11 protein-coding genes, 1 tRNA gene and 1 pseudogene are annotated in these 17,302 nt (G+C 67.7%); 1 reads left to right on the forward strand and 12 read right to left on the reverse strand.

Going from position 1 to position 17,302, the window contains the following annotated elements; genetic code table 11:
- Nucleotides 1-102: 102 nt before the first annotated feature.
- The 4 genes from rpoC to rplJ all read right to left on the reverse strand — a co-directional run bounded on the left by rpoC (nt 103) and on the right by rplJ (nt 9,839).
- Nucleotides 103-4,314 carry a DNA-directed RNA polymerase subunit beta' gene (gene rpoC / locus MKK60_RS22670; RefSeq protein ID WP_147727147.1) on the reverse strand — a complete coding sequence of 1,404 codons (4,212 nt, stop codon included), beginning with the start codon at nt 4,312-4,314 and terminating at the stop codon, nt 103-105.
- A gap of 179 nt (nt 4,315-4,493) precedes the next feature.
- Nucleotides 4,494-8,618: a DNA-directed RNA polymerase subunit beta gene (rpoB, locus tag MKK60_RS22675; protein WP_147842157.1), complete on the reverse strand. Its 4,125-nt coding sequence runs from the start codon at nt 8,616-8,618 to the stop codon at nt 4,494-4,496.
- Between the two features lie 268 nt (nt 8,619-8,886).
- Nucleotides 8,887-9,261: a 50S ribosomal protein L7/L12 gene (gene rplL / locus MKK60_RS22680; RefSeq protein ID WP_147842158.1), complete on the reverse strand. Its 375-nt coding sequence runs from the start codon at nt 9,259-9,261 to the stop codon at nt 8,887-8,889.
- Nucleotides 9,262-9,320: 59 nt separating this feature from the next.
- Nucleotides 9,321-9,839, reverse strand: coding sequence for a 50S ribosomal protein L10 (gene rplJ / locus MKK60_RS22685; RefSeq protein ID WP_147727669.1), 519 nt, complete (start codon nt 9,837-9,839; stop codon nt 9,321-9,323).
- 722 nt (nt 9,840-10,561) lie between these two features.
- Between rplJ and MKK60_RS22690 the strand changes: the two genes are divergently transcribed.
- The gene (locus MKK60_RS22690; RefSeq protein WP_243988676.1) at nt 10,562-11,563 is read left to right on the forward strand and encodes an acyltransferase family protein; all 1,002 of its coding nucleotides are present in this window, start codon (nt 10,562-10,564) and stop codon (nt 11,561-11,563) included.
- 24 nt (nt 11,564-11,587) lie between these two features.
- Here the strand turns inward: MKK60_RS22690 and MKK60_RS22695 are convergent, their stop codons facing one another.
- The 8 genes and pseudogenes from MKK60_RS22695 to tuf form a co-directional block, all read right to left on the reverse strand.
- Nucleotides 11,588-13,231 (reverse strand): B12-binding domain-containing radical SAM protein, encoded by a 1,644-nt coding sequence (locus tag MKK60_RS22695; RefSeq protein WP_243988677.1) that lies wholly within the window; start codon nt 13,229-13,231, stop codon nt 11,588-11,590.
- A gap of 222 nt (nt 13,232-13,453) precedes the next feature.
- Nucleotides 13,454-14,152 (reverse strand): 50S ribosomal protein L1, encoded by a 699-nt coding sequence (gene rplA / locus MKK60_RS22700; RefSeq protein ID WP_147727672.1) that lies wholly within the window; start codon nt 14,150-14,152, stop codon nt 13,454-13,456.
- Nucleotides 14,153-14,164: 12 nt separating this feature from the next.
- Nucleotides 14,165-14,614 carry a 50S ribosomal protein L11 gene (rplK, locus tag MKK60_RS22705; RefSeq protein ID WP_147727673.1) on the reverse strand — a complete coding sequence of 150 codons (450 nt, stop codon included), beginning with the start codon at nt 14,612-14,614 and terminating at the stop codon, nt 14,165-14,167.
- 235 nt (nt 14,615-14,849) lie between these two features.
- Nucleotides 14,850-15,383, reverse strand: coding sequence for a transcription termination/antitermination protein NusG (nusG, locus tag MKK60_RS22710; RefSeq protein ID WP_147727676.1), 534 nt, complete (start codon nt 15,381-15,383; stop codon nt 14,850-14,852).
- Nucleotides 15,384-15,443: 60 nt separating this feature from the next.
- Nucleotides 15,444-15,740 carry a preprotein translocase subunit SecE gene (gene secE, locus MKK60_RS22715; RefSeq protein ID WP_147727674.1) on the reverse strand — a complete coding sequence of 99 codons (297 nt, stop codon included), beginning with the start codon at nt 15,738-15,740 and terminating at the stop codon, nt 15,444-15,446.
- Between the two features lie 182 nt (nt 15,741-15,922).
- Nucleotides 15,923-15,999: transfer RNA gene (locus MKK60_RS22720), tRNA-Trp, on the reverse strand.
- A gap of 62 nt (nt 16,000-16,061) precedes the next feature.
- Complete coding sequence (locus tag MKK60_RS22725) at nt 16,062-16,973, reverse strand: hypothetical protein (protein ID WP_243988678.1); 912 nt, start codon at nt 16,971-16,973, stop codon at nt 16,062-16,064.
- Nucleotides 16,974-17,164: 191 nt separating this feature from the next.
- Nucleotides 17,165-17,302: pseudogene (gene tuf / locus MKK60_RS22730) on the reverse strand (elongation factor Tu); the annotation flags it as partial.

Below are 17,302 nucleotides of genomic sequence, written 5' to 3' on the forward strand. Positions count from 1 at the left end.
GCTTGCCGCGGCCCCGACCTTCGGCCGGCATCGCCCAGCCCCCGAAACGAAAAGGGCGGCCCGCCGGGCCGCCCTTTCGCAGGTCGTGGATCGCTTCGCGGCCTACTCGGCCGCGGCCGAGGGCAGCTCGCCCAGCGGCCGGGCGCCGCTGTCGGACGCCTTCTGCTGGAGGATCATGCTGTCGCGGCGGCGTGCCACCGCGCGGATGTCGGCCACCATCGAGCCGGTGCCCGCGGGGATGAGCGAGCCGACGATGACGTTCTCCTTGAGGCCTTCCAGGTGGTCGATCTTGCCGTTGACCGCGGCTTCCGTGAGGACCCGGGTGGTCTCCTGGAACGAGGCCGCCGAGATGAACGACTTCGTCTGCAGCGACGCCTTGGTGATGCCGAGCAGGACGGGGACGCCCTGGACCGGCTTCTTGCCCTCGGCGAGGAGCTTCTCGTTGACCTCGGTCAGCTCCGTGCGGTCGATCTGGTCGCCCGCCAGGATGTCCGAGTCGCCGCCGTCGGTGATCTCGACCTTCTGCAGCATCTGCCGGACGATGACCTCGATGTGCTTGTCGTTGATCGACACGCCCTGGAGCCGGTAGACCTCCTGGATCTCGTTGACGAGGTAGGCGGCCAGCTCCTCCACGCCCTTGATCGCCAGGATGTCGTGCGGCGCCGGGTTGCCGTCGACGATGTAGTCGCCGAGCTCGACCACGTCCCCGTCCTGAAGGTGGATGTGCTTGCCCTTCGGGATCAGGTACTCGACCGTCTCCGAGCCGTCGTGCGGCGTCAGCGACAGGCGGCGCTTGTTCTTGTAGTCGCGCCCGAAGGCGATGGTGCCCGACTTCTCGGCGATGATCGCCGCGTCCTTCGGGCGCCGCGCCTCGAACAGCTCCGCCACCCGCGGCAGACCGCCGGTGATGTCGCGGGTCTTGGCCGAATCGGTGGAGACGCGGGCGAGGATGTCGCCGGCCTTCACCGAGCCGCCCGGGTCGTAGCCGATGATGGCGTCGACCGGCAGGAAGTAGCGGGCGTCCGAGCCGCGCGGCAGCTTGACCGGCTTGCCCTCGGCATCGACGACCACCATCGCCGGCTTGAGGTCCGAGGTGCGCGCCGAGCCGCGCCAGTCGATGACGACGCGCTTGGCGATGCCGGTCGACTCGTCGGTGGTCTCGGTGATCGACTGGCCGTCGACCATGTCCTCGTACATCACCACGCCGTCCGTCTCGGTGATGATCGGGCGGGTGTAGGGGTCCCACTCGGCGATGCGCTGGCCGCGCTTGACCTTGTCGCCGTCGTCGACCCGCAGGCGCGCGCCGTACTGGAGGCGGTGCACCGCCCGCTCCGTGCCGTCGGCGCCGACGATCACCACCGCCACGTTGCGGCCGGTGGCGATCAGGTCGCCGTCCGAGTTCTTGGCGATCGCGCGGTTGCGGATCTTGATCGTGCCCTCGAAGCTCGACTCGATGAAGGACGAATCCGCGATCTGCGCTGCGCCGCCGATGTGGAAGGTGCGCATGGTGAGCTGGGTGCCCGGCTCGCCGATCGACTGCGCCGCGATGACGCCGACGGCCTCGCCCATGTTGACGGGCGTGCCGCGGGCGAGGTCGCGCCCGTAGCAGGTGGCGCAGACGCCCTGGCGGGTCTGGCAGACCAGCACCGAGCGGATCTTCACCTCCTGGATCCCGGCCGCCTGGATGGCGGGCAGGTGACGCTCCTCGATGGTCTCGCCGGTCTTGACGATGACCGTGCCGTCCTGGGCGACGAGATCCTCCGCCGTGGCGCGGCCGAGGATGCGGATCGCCAGCGTCGCGACGACCTGGCCGGCATCGATGATGGCGCGCATCTTGATGCCGTTGGTGGTGCCGCAATCGACCTCGCGGATGACCGCATCCTGCGCCACGTCAACGAGGCGGCGGGTCAGGTAGCCGGAGTTGGCGGTCTTCAACGCCGTGTCCGCGAGGCCCTTGCGGGCGCCGTGGGTGGAGTTGAAGTACTCGAGCACGTCGAGGCCTTCCTTGAAGTTCGAGATGATCGGCGTCTCGATGATCTCGCCCGAGGGCTTGGCCATCAGGCCGCGCATCGCCGCGAGCTGCTTCATCTGCGCCGGCGAGCCGCGCGCACCGGAATGGCTCATCATGTAGATCGAGTTGATCTGCTTGTCGGCGCCCTGGTCGTCCTTCTGGACGGTCGAGATCCGGAGCATCATCTCGGCGGCGAGCTTGTCCGAGCACTTGGCCCAGGCGTCGACGACCTTGTTGTACTTCTCGCCCTGGGTGATCAGGCCGTCGTTGTACTGCTGCTCGTAGTCCTTCACCAGCGTGCGCGTGGTGTCGACGATGGTCCACTTATTCTCCGGCACGACCATGTCGTCCTTGCCGAACGAGATGCCGGCCTTGAACGCGTGGTTGAAGCCGAGCGCCATGATGCGGTCGCAGAAGATCACCGACTCCTTCTGACCGCAGTGGCGGTAGACGGTGTCGATCATCGACGAGATCTCCTTCTTGGTCATCAGCTTGTTGACGACGTCGAAGGGCACCTTGGCGTGCAGCGGCAGCGCGCCGGACAGGATCACCCGGCCGGGCGTGGTGTCGTAGGTCTTGGTCAGCGGCTCGCCGTCGGGGCCGATGCCCTTCCAGCGCCACTTGATCTTCGAGTGCAGCTTCACCGACTTGGCGGCCAGGGCGTGCTCGAGCTCGCCCATGTCGCCGTAGACGCCCTGCATCGGGTTGGTCTTGTGGTCGGGCTGGAACGCGCCGACCAGGCCCTCGCCGACGATGGAGAGGTAGTACAGGCCGAGCACGATGTCCTGCGAGGGCACGATGATCGGCTGGCCGTTGGCCGGGTGCAGGATGTTGTTGGTCGACATCATCAGGACGCGCGCCTCCAGCTGAGCCTCGAGGCTCAGGGGGACGTGCACGGCCATCTGGTCGCCGTCGAAGTCGGCGTTGAACGCGGCGCAGACCAGCGGGTGCAGCTGGATCGCCTTGCCCTCGATCAGCTTCGGCTCGAACGCCTGGATGCCGAGGCGGTGGAGCGTCGGCGCGCGGTTGAGCATCACCGGGTGCTCGCGGATCACCTCGTCGAGGATGTCCCAGACCTCGGGCTTCTCCTTCTCGACGAGCTTCTTGGCCTGCTTGACGGTGGCCGAGAAGCCCTTGGCGTCGAGGCGCGCGTAGATGAACGGCTTGAACAGCTCGAGCGCCATCTTCTTCGGCAGGCCGCACTGGTGCAGCTTCAGCTCCGGGCCGACCACGATGACCGAGCGGCCCGAATAGTCGACGCGCTTGCCGAGCAGGTTCTGGCGGAAGCGGCCCTGCTTGCCCTTGAGCATGTCGGCGAGCGACTTCAGCGGGCGCTTGTTGGCGCCGGTGATGACGCGGCCGCGGCGGCCGTTGTCGAACAGCGCGTCGACCGCCTCCTGCAGCATCCGCTTCTCGTTGCGGATGATGATGTCGGGCGCGCGCAGCTCGATCAGACGCTTGAGGCGGTTGTTGCGGTTGATCACGCGACGGTAGAGGTCGTTCAGGTCCGACGTGGCGAAGCGGCCGCCGTCGAGCGGAACCAGCGGGCGCAGGTCCGGCGGGATCACGGGGACGACGGTCAGGATCATCCACTCGGGCTTGTTGCCCGACATCTGGAACGCCTCGATGATCTTGAGGCGCTTCAGGAGCTTCTTCGGCTTCAGCTCGGAGGTCGTGGTGGCGATCTCCTCACGCAGCGAGTCGGCGATGCCGTCGAGGTCGAGCTCCTGCAGGATGCGCCGGATCGCCTCGGCGCCGATCATCGCCGTGAACGAATCCTCGCCGTACTCCTCCTGGGCGCGCAGGTACTCCTCCTCCGACAGGAGCTGGCGCTCCTTGAGGGGGGTGAGGCCCGGCTCGATGACGCAGTAGGACTCGAAGTAGAGGATCCGCTCGAGATCCTTGAGCGGCATGTCGAGCAGCAGGCCGATGCGGCTCGGCAGCGACTTCAGGAACCAGATGTGGGCGACCGGGGCGGCGAGCTCGATGTGGCCCATGCGGTCGCGCCGCACGCGCGCGAGGGTGACCTCGACGCCGCACTTCTCGCAGATGACGCCCTTGTACTTCATGCGCTTGTACTTGCCGCACAAGCACTCGTAGTCCTTGATCGGCCCGAAGATGCGGGCGCAGAACAGGCCGTCACGCTCCGGCTTGAAGGTCCGGTAGTTGATCGTCTCGGGCTTCTTGATCTCGCCGTAGGACCACGAGAGGATCTTTTCGGGGCTGGAGATCGAGATCTTGATCTGGTCGAAGCTCTGGGGCTGAGCCTGCTGGTTGAAAAGGTTCATGACCTCTTGGTTCATGATCCGCTCCTTGCTTGACGGGAACGCGCGCCCTGCGCCGGCGCCGTCCACGTCCTGAAATCAACTCGGCGCCGCGCCCTTCAAAGGCGCCGCTGGCCGTCGGCCCGTCCGGAGGCTCCGCCCCTCCCCGCTCGAACCGTGCCGGCGTTGGCGCCGGCACGGGAGGTGTCTTGTTTCGGCTACTCGGCTGCGTCGGCCGGCGGCTCCAGGGCGTCGTTGGCGGCCTTCTTGGACGAGGTCAGCTCGACGTTGAGGCCGAGCGACCGCATCTCCTTCACCAGCACGTTGAAGCTCTCCGGGATGCCGGCCTCGAAGGTGTCGTCGCCGCGGACGATCGCCTCGTAGACCTTGGTGCGGCCGGCCACGTCGTCCGACTTCACCGTGAGCATCTCCTGCAGCGTGTAGGCCGCACCGTAGGCCTCCAGCGCCCAGACCTCCATCTCGCCGAAGCGCTGCCCGCCGAACTGCGCCTTACCGCCGAGCGGCTGCTGGGTGACCAGCGAGTACGGGCCGATCGAGCGGGCGTGGATCTTGTCGTCCACGAGGTGGTGGAGCTTCAGCATGTAGATGTAGCCCATCGTCACCTTGCGGTCGAAGGCCTCGCCGGTGCGCCCGTCGTAGAGCGTCGACTGGGCCGACCGGTCGAGCCCGGCCATCTCCAGCATGGTCTCGATGTCGGCTTCCTTGGCGCCGTTGAACACCGGGGTCGCCATCGGCACGCCGCGGCGCACGTTGTTGGCGGCCTCGGCCATGTCCTCGTCCGACAGGCCTTCCAGCTCCGACGGGGAGTAGATCGCCTGCATCTCCTCCTTCAGCGGGCCGATGTCTTGGCTCTTCAGGTAGGCGTCGACCGCCTTGCCGACCTTGCGGCCGAGGCCGGCCGCGGCCCAGCCGAGGTGCGTTTCGAGGATCTGGCCGACGTTCATGCGCGAGGGCACGCCGAGCGGGTTGAGCACGATGTCGGCATGCGTCCCGTCCTCCAGGAACGGCATGTCCTCGATCGGCACGATCCGCGACACCACGCCCTTGTTGCCGTGGCGGCCGGCCATCTTGTCGCCCGGCTGGATCTTGCGCTTCACCGCGACGAAGACCTTGACCATCTTCATCACGCCGGGGGGCAGCTCGTCGCCGCGCTGCAGCTTCTCGACCTTGTCGAGGAAGCGCTGCTCGAGGCGCTTCTTCGACTCGTCGTACTGCTTCTGCATCGCCTCCATCTCGGTCATGAGACGGTCCTCGACGACGGCGAACTGCCACCATTGCGAGCGCGGGTACTCGTTGATGAGCTCACGCGTCAGCGTGGTCTCCTTCTTGAAGCCCTTCGGCCCGGCGATCGGCGCCTGGCCGATCAGCACGCCCGAGAGGCGGGCGTAGGTGTTGCGGTCCAGGATCGCCTGCTCGTCGTCGCGGTCCTTGGCGAGGCGCTCGATCTCCTCGCGCTCGATCGCCTGGGCGCGCTCGTCCTTGTCGACGCCGTGGCGGTTGAACACCCGGACCTCGACGATCGTGCCGGTCACGCCCGGGGGGACCCGGAGCGAGGTGTCGCGCACGTCGGACGCCTTCTCGCCGAAGATCGCGCGGAGGAGCTTCTCCTCCGGCGTCATCGGGCTCTCGCCCTTCGGCGTGATCTTGCCGACGAGGATGTCGCCGGCATGGACCTCGGCGCCGATGTAGACGATGCCGGCCTCGTCGAGGTTCTTCAGCGCCTCCTCCGAGACGTTCGGGATGTCGCGGGTGATCTCCTCCGGGCCCAGCTTGGTGTCGCGGGCCATCACCTCGAACTCCTCGATGTGGATCGAGGTGAACACGTCATCCTTCACGATCCGCTCGGAGAGCAGGATCGAGTCCTCGAAGTTGTAGCCGTTCCACGGCATGAACGCGACGAGGACGTTGCGGCCGAGCGCGAGCTCGCCGAACTCGGTGGACGGGCCGTCGGCGATGATCTCGCCCTTTTTCACCGGCTCTCCCACGCGAACCAGCGGCTTCTGCGTGATGCAGGTCGACTGGTTGGAGCGCTGGAACTTCTGCAGGCGGTAGATGTCGACGCCGGGCTTGGTGGCGTCGGCCTCCTCCGTCGCGCGGATGACGATGCGGGTGGCGTCCACCTGGTCGACGATGCCGGAGCGGCGGGCGGCGATGGCGGCGCCGGAGTCGCGGGCGACCACGGCCTCCATGCCGGTGCCGACGAACGGCGCGTCGGCGCGCACCAGCGGCACCGCCTGCCGCTGCATGTTCGAGCCCATCAGCGCGCGGTTGGCGTCGTCGTTCTCGAGGAACGGGATCAGCGCCGCGGCGACCGACACGAGCTGCTTCGGCGACACGTCCATCAGGTCGACGCGCTCCGGCCCGACGACGATCACGTCGCCGGCGCGGCGGCAGACCACCAGCTCCTCGGTGAGCTTCTTGTTCTCGTCCATCTGCGCGTTGGCCTGGGCGACGTAATACTTCGCCTCCTCCATCGCGGAGAGGTACGAGACCTCGTTGGTGACGACGCCGTCCTTGACCCGGCGGAACGGGGTCTCGATGAAGCCGTACTTGTTCACCCGCGCGAAGGTCGCGAGCGAGTTGATTAGGCCGATGTTCGGGCCTTCCGGCGTCTCGATCGGGCAGATGCGGCCGTAATGGGTCGGGTGCACGTCGCGCACCTCGAAGCCGGCGCGCTCGCGGGTCAGGCCGCCCGGGCCGAGCGCCGAAAGGCGGCGCTTGTGCGTCACCTCGGAGAGCGGGTTGGTCTGGTCCATGAACTGCGACAGCTGCGACGAGCCGAAGAACTCGCGCACGGCCGCGGCCGCAGGCTTGGCGTTGATGAGGTCCTGCGGCATCACCGTGTCGATGTCGACCTGGGACATGCGCTCGCGGATGGCGCGCTCCATGCGGAGCAGGCCAAGGCGGTACTGGTTCTCCATCAGCTCGCCGACCGAGCGCACCCGGCGGTTGCCGAGGTGGTCGATGTCGTCGATCTCGCCCTTGCCGTCGCGCAGCTCGACGAGCGCCATGACGACCGCCAGCATGTCCTCCTTGCGGAGCGTGCGGACGGTGTCTTCGGCGTCGAGGTCGAGGCGCATGTTCATCTTCACGCGGCCGACGGCGGACAGGTCGTAGCGCTCGCTGTCGAAGAACAGCGAGTGGAACATGGCCTCGGCCGTCTCCAGGGTCGGCGGCTCGCCCGGGCGCATGACGCGGTAGATGTCGAACAGCGCGCCTTCGCGGGCGGAGTTCTTGTCTACGGCGAGCGTGTTGCGGATGTAGGGGCCGATGTTGACGTGGTCGATGTCGAGCACCGGGATCTCGGCGACGCCGACCTCCTCGAGGCTCTTAAGCAGCTTCTCGGAGATCTCCTCGCCGGCCTCGGCCCAGATCTCGCCGGTGTTCACATCGACGAGGTCCTCGGCAACGTACTGGCCGACCAGGTCCTCGTCGGTCGCCTTGAGGAACTTGGTCCCTTTCTCGGCGATCTGGCGGGCGTTGCGGGCGTTGAGCTTCTTGCCGGTCTCGAGCACGACCTCGCCGGAATCGGCGTCGATCAGGTCGACCGAGGCCTTGAAGCCCTTCAGCCGCTCGGCGTCGAACGGCACGCGCCAGTCTGCGCCGTCCCGGTCGTAGACGACCTTGTTGTAGAAGGTCGACAGGATCTCCTCGCCGGACAGCCCGAGCGCGTAGAGCAGCGACGTCACCGGCAGCTTGCGCTTCCGGTCGATGCGGACGTGCACGATGTCCTTGGCGTCGAACTCGACGTCGAGCCAGGAGCCGCGATACGGGATGATCCGGGCGGCGAACAGCAGCTTGCCCGAGGAGTGGGTCTTGCCCTTGTCGTGGTCGAAGAACACGCCCGGGGAGCGGTGCATCTGCGAGACGATGACGCGCTCGGTGCCGTTGACGATGAAGGTGCCGTTCTCCGTCATCAGGGGCATGTCGCCCATGTAGACGTCCTGCTCCTTGATGTCCTTGACCGACTTGGCCGCCGTGTCGGGATCGACGTCGAACACGATAAGCCGCAGGGTCACCTTCAGCGGGGCCGCGAAGGTGATGCCGCGCTGGCGGCACTCGTCGACGTCGTATTTCGGCTGCTCGAACGTGTAGCGGACGAATTCGAGGAGCGCCGTCGAGGAGAAGTCCGAGATCGGGAACACGCCCCGGAACACGCTCTGCAGGCCCTCGTCGCCGCGGCCGCCCTCGGGCTCGTCCATCATCAGGAACTGGTCGTAGGACGCCTTCTGAACCTCGATGAGGTTCGGCATCTCGGCGACTTCCTTGATCTTGCCGAAGAACTTCCGAATGCGCTTGCGACCGACCAGCGTATTGGCCATGTGACCTCGCTCCACCATCTTCGCGTCCTGGTCGCCCGGGGAAGTCTCGCCGACTCCCGCGCCGGGCCATGGCTCGCGTCCCGCCGGACCGCGCCACCCGAATTCATGATCTCGATCGGCTCGTTCCGAGCCGGGACCCGTCTCAGGGTCCGCCGGCCGCCGAAGCGGCCTCAGCCCGCGGGTGCGAACACCCGCGGGCTGCGGTCACGGCCGGCTCCCGAGGGAACCGGCCGCGCGGTGACGGGCCGGGGATCGGCCCATCGTCGGCTTACTTGAGCTCGACCTTGGCGCCGGCCTTCTCGAGCTGCGCCTTGAGCTTCTCGGCCTCGTCCTTGGCGACCGACTCCTTGACGGCCTTCGGGGCGCCCTCGACGAGGTCCTTGGCTTCCTTGAGGCCGAGGCCGGTGATCGCGCGGACCTCCTTGATGACCTCGATCTTCTTGTCGCCGGCGGCGGTGAGCATGACCGTGAACTCGGTCTGCTCCTCGGCGGCGGCAGCCGGACCGGCGGCCGGGCCGGCAGCCACGGCGACGGCGGCGGCGGCCGAGACGCCCCACTTCTCCTCGAGCATCTTGGCGAGGTCGGCGGCCTCGAGAACGGTCAGCGACGACAGGTCGTCGACGAGCTTGGCAAGATCAGCCATGGTGATGATCCTCTAACGATATCGGTGTGAAGGGATGGGTTTGAAAGGGGAAACGACCGTCAGGCCGCTTCGTCCTTGGTGGCATAGGCTCCGAACACGCGGGCGAGCTTGGCCGCCGGCGCATTGACGACCTGGGCGATCTTGGTCGCGGGAGCCTGGACGAGGCCCACGATCTTGGCGCGCAGTTCGTCGAGGGACGGGAGCGAGGCGAGGGCCTTCACGCCGTCCGGGTTCAGAGCGGTCGCGCCCATGGCGCCGCCGAGGATCACGAGCTTGTCGTTGGCCTTGGCGAAATCCACCGCCACCTTGGCGGCCGCGACCGGATCGCTCGAATAGGCGAGCAGGGTCGGGCCCTTCAGGAGGGGCTTGATGGAGGCGACGTCCGTGCCATCGAGAGCGATGCTGGCGAGGCTGTTCTTCGCGACCTGCACGGTGGCGCCGGCGAGCTTCATCTGCGAACGCAGCTTCTGCATCTCGGCGACCGTGAGGCCTTTGTAGTGGGCCACGACGACGACGGCGCTCTTTGCGAACACGCCGTTGAGCGTCGAGACGAGATCAGCTTTTGCTGTCCTGTCCACTGGGGCTCTCTCCGGTTGGGCGAAACCCGAGAATGGGTCCGCCGGTTGCACGTGCCGCCCGGGACGGATCTTCGGCCTCATGGAAGCCGAAAACGTCCTGGACGACGCTTCACGGCCCTGTCCCCCGGTGCCGCCCCCGCGAGGGGTGCGATGCCTAAGGGCTGAGATGGTTCAAACCGATGCCTTCACGCCGTCCCTCATCGGTCGGGCGCTTCGAAAATGCGGTCTTCCCCGTCTGTGCAGGCTGGTGGATTAAGCCGGCGAACCGGCACCTGCAGTCTCGGACAGGACATGGCCGGACGCGGCCCTCAGAGGTTTTCACCCCTCAGGTCCTGCCGGCCATCGACGCCCGGTCACCCAGGCGGCGTCTCGATACGGGAACCCGACCGGGCGGACGGGCTCCCTGAACAAACATGAAAATTGCGTGGAGCGCGGTGTATAGAGCCAAGCAAGCCGCCTGCCAAGGGCCAAGACGCGACTTTTCCGACTTAGGCAAACGCGCGGTGTCCTCGGGTGGCCGAGCTCCTACCCGAGCCGGTCGATGGCTCCGAGCGGCTTCTCGGACGGACTCTGCGTTGGATTTGCGATTCGGTGCGGATGGTCGGCCTTCTCCGACGCTTGATAAGCTCTCCACCGGGCTGCCGGATTTCGACCGATTGTGCTGAAGGTTCGGGCGTCGTCATGGCCGTGTGCCGTCGCAGCCCGACCTCGAGGCGAGTCCCATGCAGCGCGTACAACGGCAGGACTGGATCGACGTCGCTCGCGGCATCGGGATCATTCTGGTCGTGTTCGGCCACGTCCTCCGGGGAACCGTCAAGGCGGGGATCGTGCCTGACACATCCGCGACCCAGTGGGTGGATTTCGGTCTGTACACCTTCCACATGCCGCTGTTCTTCTTCCTGGCCGGACTGAACCTGCCCGGCAGCCTTCGACGCGGACGGGTGCCGTTTCTTCAAGCCAAGCTCTGGACGATCGGCCTTCCCTACGTGATCTGGACGTTCATCCAGGGCAGCGTGATGATCCTGCTGGCGCAGGACATCAACACGCATGTCACTCCCGCCGACCTTCTCGCCTTCCCGTACCGTCCCCTTGGACCGCTTTGGTTTCTCTACGCCCTTCTGATCTGCCACGTGCTGGCCGCCATGATTCCCGATCGCAGACTGTTCGCCGCCATCGCGGCGGCGGGATTCGTGATCTTCTTTCGGCTCCCGGAGGTTCCAAGCCTCGTGCTGACCCTGCACAACCTTCCGTTCTATCTCGCAGGTGCCTATGCCGGGCACGCCGTGGCGGCTTGGCGAACGCCGGTGAGCCTGTCGGGGATCGCACTCATCTGGACGGGCTTCGCCCTGGCGGTCGTGGGTGCCTGGACGGTCTCCGGCTTCAGCCCGATGGCGCTAGCGGCGCTACCTGCCTGTTGTCTCGGCATTCTCGGCGTCGTGTGGGTGAGTAAGCGTATCGGTGGCGGCGCGCTCGCCACGGTCGGCCTGCTCTCGCTCTCGATCTTCGTCATGCACTCGCTGGCCGCGGCCGGCCTGCGCGTGGCCATGACGCGCCTTCACGTTCCGCCCGACCCCATGGTCTACCTGATCTCGGGGACGGCCTTCGGCATCCTGGGCCCGATGCTCGCACATCGGCTCCTCGCCCGATGGAACACGCTGTCGGTGTTGGGGCTCGGAGCGCCGCCGTGGCGCCACCGCATCGCCGTCTCGGACACAGCCCGGTAACGTCTCGACGGTCGGCCCGCTCGGTTAGGCTGCCTCGCGCTCCGGCACGAAGCGCTTGCGGGCGTTCTCCCACCACGAGCGCTGCCGCGCCGCCTCGGTCTCGGCGGCCTTGGCCGCGTAGAACGAGGCGTTGTGCTCGCCGCGCAGGGCCTCGCGGGTGAATCGGATCAGGTGGTGGGCGACGAAGCCCATGTTGAACACCGCCTCGATCTGCCCACGCCTCAGGGCGTAGACGGCCGCCGACCAGAACGGCTTGCGGTAATCCGAGAAGATGCCCACCCGGGTGATGATGTTGAACCCGAGGATCAGCCCGCGGCGCAGGTTGGTGAAGGTCAGCTTGCCCTTCGTCGGGGTGACGATGCGATTCGGGTAGGTCGTCGCGCACTGGTGCTTGAAGCGCTCGAAGATCTTCTCCGGCGCGTAGGCGTGCGCGATCGCCCGGCGCCAGCTCGACACCACGGTGTCGTGCGGGCGCTTGAACAGGACGTTCGACTCGAGCGCCGCGTCGTGGACGAGGCGCCCTTCCCGCTGCAGCCGGTCCCAAAGCGGCGTCTTCGGCAGGGCCTGGAGGATGTTGATCGTCAGGACCGGGATGCCCGACTTGTCGATGAAGTCGATCAGGTACTGCTCGGAGGCGTCCGAGTCGGAGTCGAGGCCGAGGATGATGCCCGACGTCACCTCGAGGCCGTAGGAGTTCAGCGTCTCGATCGCGCCGTACATCGGCACGGCGGCGTTGTGGGTCTTGTCGATGCCCTTGAGCGCGTCCTCCTCCGGCGTCTCGATGCCGACGAACACGGTCATGAAGTTCGCCTGCCGCATCAGCTCGAGGATCTCGGGCTGCTTGGCCATGTTGAGGGTCGCCTCGCAGGCGAACTGGAGCGGGTAGTCGTTCTTCTTCTGCCACGCGACGAGGTGCGGGAGCATGTCCCGTGTCGCCTTGCGGTTGGCGATGAAGTTGTCGTCGACGAAGTAGACCACCGCCGGGTGGCCGGGCTGGCTGATGATCGCGTCGAGCTCGGCGCACATCTGCTCGGGGCTCTTCAGCCGCGGCTGGCGCCCGTAGAGCTGCGGGATGTCGCAGAACTCGCAGCGGTAGGGGCAGCCCGAGGAGAATTGCAGCGAGCCGATCAGGTAGCGCTTCAGCGGGGTCGCCTCGTAGGCCGGCGCCGGGAAGTCCGAGAGCGGCAGCCGCTCCTTGGTCTCGAGCCGGACCTGGGACGGGGGCCGCGCCAGGTCGCGGTCGAGGATCGCGACGAGCGCGTCCGTGGCGTCGCCGATCTCGCCCATGTGGAGGTAGTCGAAGTCGGGATACTTCTCGGGGGCGCCGGAGACCGAGGGGCCGCCGAGCACCGTCACCTTGCCCGCGGCGTGCGCGCGCTTGGCGATCTCGTGGATCTGCGGCTCCTGGATGTGCATGCCCGACACGAACACCGCGTCGGCCCAGGCGAACTCCTCAGGGGTGGCGCGCTTGATGTTCTCGTCGACGAACCGGCACTCCCAGGTCTCGGGCATGTAGGCCGAGATCAGCAGCAGGCCCTGGGGCGGCATGAAGGCCTTCACGCCGCCCATCAGCGGGTAGGCGTGGGAGAAGGTCCCGAAGGACGGCGTGTAGGCGGGGAAGACGCACAGGATGCGTCGCTGGGTCTGAACGGAGAGGTTGCATCGCATGGCGCCCTATTTAGCACAGCTGCGACCGTTGGCGCCCCCCTTCGCCGCGGCAATCTGCATCGTGATCGCCGGGTGCGGGGGCCGCTCCGCGGGGCTGTCTGCGCCGAGCCCCGGATCACCCTCCGCCCGCGCTTCGGCTGTCCGGGACGCGGCGCGACCCGCAACGAAAAACGCCCGGCCGCAGGGGCCGGGCGCTTCGATCGTGTCGTCGTAGCGGGACGGTCAGGCGCCGAGGACGGAGCCCGGCTCGACCTTCACGCCCGGGCCCATCGTCGAGGTGACGGCGATGCGCTGGATGTAGGTGCCCTTGGAGCCGGCGGGCTTGGCCTTGGCCACCGCGTCGGCGAACGCCTTGATGTTCTCGACGAGCTTGGCCTCGTCGAACGAGACCTTGCCGATGCCGGCGTGGACGATGCCCGCCTTCTCGACGCGGAACTCGACCGAGCCGCCCTTGGCGCCGGCGACCGCGGACTTCACGTCCATGGTGACGGTGCCGACCTTCGGGTTCGGCATCAGGCCGCGGGGGCCGAGCACCTTACCGAGCCGGCCGACAAGCGGCATCATGTCCGGGGTGGCGATGCAGCGATCGAACTCGATCTTGCCGCCCTGGACGATCTCGAGCAGGTCCTCGGCGCCGACGATGTCGGCACCGGCCGCCCGGGCGTCGTCCGCCTTGGCGCCGCGGGCGAACACCGCCACCCGCACCGTCCGGCCGGAGCCGTTGGGCAGGTTGCAGACGCCGCGGACCATCTGGTCGGCGTGGCGCGGGTCGACGCCGAGGTTCATCGAGACCTCGACGGTCTCGTCGAACTTGGCATTGGCCTTGGCCTTCACCATCGCGATCGCCTCGGCGATCCCGTAGAGCTTGGTCGGGTCGATGCCCTCGCGGGCGGCGCGGATGCGCTTGCCTTCGTGTGCCATGGTGCCCTCCCCTTACGCGGTGACTTCGAGGCCCATGGCCCGCGCGGAGCCACGGATCATCGCGACGGCGGCATCCACCGAATCGCAGTTCAGGTCGGGCATCTTCTTCTCGGCGATCTCGCGAAGCTGCGCCTCGGAGACCTTGCCGACGGTCGGGCCCTTGCCGGGGGTCTTGGAGCCGGAGGCCGGCTTCTTGCCGATCTTCAGGCCCGCGGCCTTCTTCAGGAAGAAGGTGACCGGCGGCTGCTTCATCTCGAAGGTGAAGCTGCGATCCTGGTAGGCCGTGATCACGACCGGGATCGGGGTTCCCTTCTCGATCTGCGCGGTCTTCGCGTTGAAGGCCTTGCAGAATTCCATGATGTTGAGGCCGCGCTGACCGAGCGCGGGACCGATCGGCGGCGACGGGTTGGCGGCGCCGGCCGGGACTTGAAGCTTCACGTAGCCCGTGATCTTCTTCGCCATGGGACTGCTCCCAAATGATTGCGCGCCGCCGGGCTGCCTGAGGCTCGGTCGGACGGGCGGTTGCAGGTCGCGGTGCGGACCGTTGGCCCCGGCGGCGAACCGGGCGGGCCTTCCGCGGGCTTTCGCGAACAGGAAGCAGCGAAGACGGAATGGGTGGGCCGGTGCATCGCATCGGCCGATCCGAAAGGGCGTGGTGCCCTCGATCCGCTATTCGCTCCTCCCGATCCGCTCTACGTCAGGCCTTCTCGACCTGGGCGTATTCGAGTTCCACCGGGGTGGCGCGGCCGAAGATCGACACGGCGACCTTCAGGCGCGAGCGGCTCTCGTCGACTTCCTCGACGGTGCCGTTGAACGAGGCGAAGGGGCCGTCGGCGACGCGGACGGTCTCGCCGATCTCGAAGGAGATCGACGGCTTCGGACGGTCGACTCCCTCGGCGACCTGGCCCTTGATCCGCTCGGCCTCGGCGTCCGGGATCGGCACCGGCTTCGACTTGTCGGCGCCGAGGAAGCCCGTGACCTTCGGGGTGTTCTTGATCAGGTGGTAGACCTCGTCGGTGAGGTCGCACTTCACCAGCACGTAGCCGGGGAAGAACTTCCGCTCCGCGTCGACCTTGCGGCCGCGGCGGACCTCGACGACCTTCTCGGTCGGGACCATCACCTCCTCGAAGAGGTCCATGAGCCCACGCTGGGCCGCCTGATCCTTGATGGACTGGGCGACCTTGTTCTCGAAGTTCGAGTAGGCGTGGACGATGTACCAGCGCTTCGACACGGTTCTGATCGACTCCTGCATGTTCGCGTCGGGCCGGGGCCCGCGGACGGTGTGTGTTGCCTACAGGCCCAGGATCAGGCCGACGAGGTAGCGAAGGCCCTGGTCGACCACCGTGAAGAACAGGCTCGCGACCACCACCATCACGAAGACCATGATCGTGGTGACCGTGGTCTCCTTGCGGGTCGGCCACGTGACCTTGCGGCCCTCGTCGCGCACCTGCCCGAGGAACTCCAGCGGGCCGACGCGCTTCGGCGCGGGCCGGGCCGGCGGAGCGTTGCGCTGCGGCGGCTGGGAAGCCGCGCCGCGGACCGGGCTGCGCGCCGGATCGGCCTTCTTGGTCGCTTCGTTCGATGCCATGGCGTCAGGAACCGGGTTTCGAGAATGACGACGGGTTCGGAAGCTCGCCCGAACGAGCCCGAACCGACAGCCGACATCGATCTCGGAGTGCGCCCGCTCTAGCGCAAGTCGTCGGGGTTGTCGACAGCCGCGGCGCGTCGCGAGCGTCAGGAGCGTGGCTTGGAACGGCAGGAAATGCAGACTGGCAGGAGTGGAGGGACTCGAACCCGCAACCTCCGGTTTTGGAGACCGGCGCTCTGACCAGTTGAGCTACACTCCTATCGCGACGCCCAATGCCCGATCGGGCGCCGGGATGCAAGAGCCGGGAACGCCGGAAATGCGTCACCGACCGTGATCGGCCCGCTCCGTCGCCGTCAGCGGGCGCAGTCCCGTTCGGTCGAAGCGGAAGAGCTCGTCGCTGCGGCCGTAAGGGCCCTTCCGCAGCCGGTCGCGCACCTCCGCGGCGAGGCCGATGCGGGCCTTGCTGTCGGCGGGCCACGCCATCAGCAGGTCGCGGGTCGGGATCGCGACCGTGATGCCATCGGCTTTCAGCGCCGTGCGGATCTCGTCGAGATAGCCGGGCAACATCAACCGCGCGGCGTCGTAGTCATCGCCGGCATTGGTCATGGCGAGGATGGGGGTGCCGCCGTCGACCGCGAGGGCGAACGCGGCCTCCTTCGAGGCCGCGGCGAGGTTGGCCAGCGCCGGAACCTCGATGGCGGTTCGGATCGCCGCGGCATCGACGCCCCACCCTTCGAGCATCGGCCGGGTCAGGTAGCGCATCCGGTCCGCCCCATCGATGACGTAGGCCACGACCAGGGTCTCCGAGAAGGTCCGCGTGGCGAGGTCCGGCACCTGGGCGAGGATCGCGCGCGGCAGGAGCTGCGGGCGCAGCTGCGCCCGGATCGCCGCGAGGCTCGGCTCGCCGGGCGACGGCGCCGCGTCCATGCCCTTCAGCGCGGTGGAGAGATACGCCTCGATCATCCGCCGGCGCGCGTCGCCGGCGAGCGGGGCGACCCGCGGATACAGGTTGGTGAGGGCGATCGTGCTGCGGCCGACCAGGATCTGTCCCGGATCACGGTCGGGGCGGATCTCCGCGCCCAGCCGGATCGCCCGCAGGATGGCCGCCACCTCGTCGCGGAAGCGTCCGTCGCTCAGGGCGTCGGCACGGGCCGGGCAAATCAGGATCGCGCTCGCGGCGGCGGCGAGCCACAGGCGGCGCGTCGACCACGGAAACCCGATGGCGGTGTTCATTCCTGGGGCTCCGCGGCTCGTCGCGGATGGCAGGAAAATAAACCGACGGCTCCCTGTCAAGCTCGGGGTCGGCAGGGAGGGATGGAATGCCGATGTCAGGCGGTGACAACGGGGTCGCGAGCCGATCCCGCGGCCTCCGCGACGAGACACGGCCGGCGAAGACCGCCGGCCGTGCCGAATCGCTCGAGCGACTACGCGTTGATGGCGGCGACGACGCCGGCGCCGACGGTTCGGCCGCCCTCGCGGATGGCGAAGCGCAGCTTCTCCTCCATGGCCACCGGCACGATCAGCGTGACGTCCATGGTCACGTTGTCGCCCGGCATCACCAT

It is taken from the genome of Methylobacterium sp. J-092 (genome assembly GCF_022829325.1).
Lineage (GTDB): Bacteria > Pseudomonadota > Alphaproteobacteria > Rhizobiales > Beijerinckiaceae > Methylobacterium.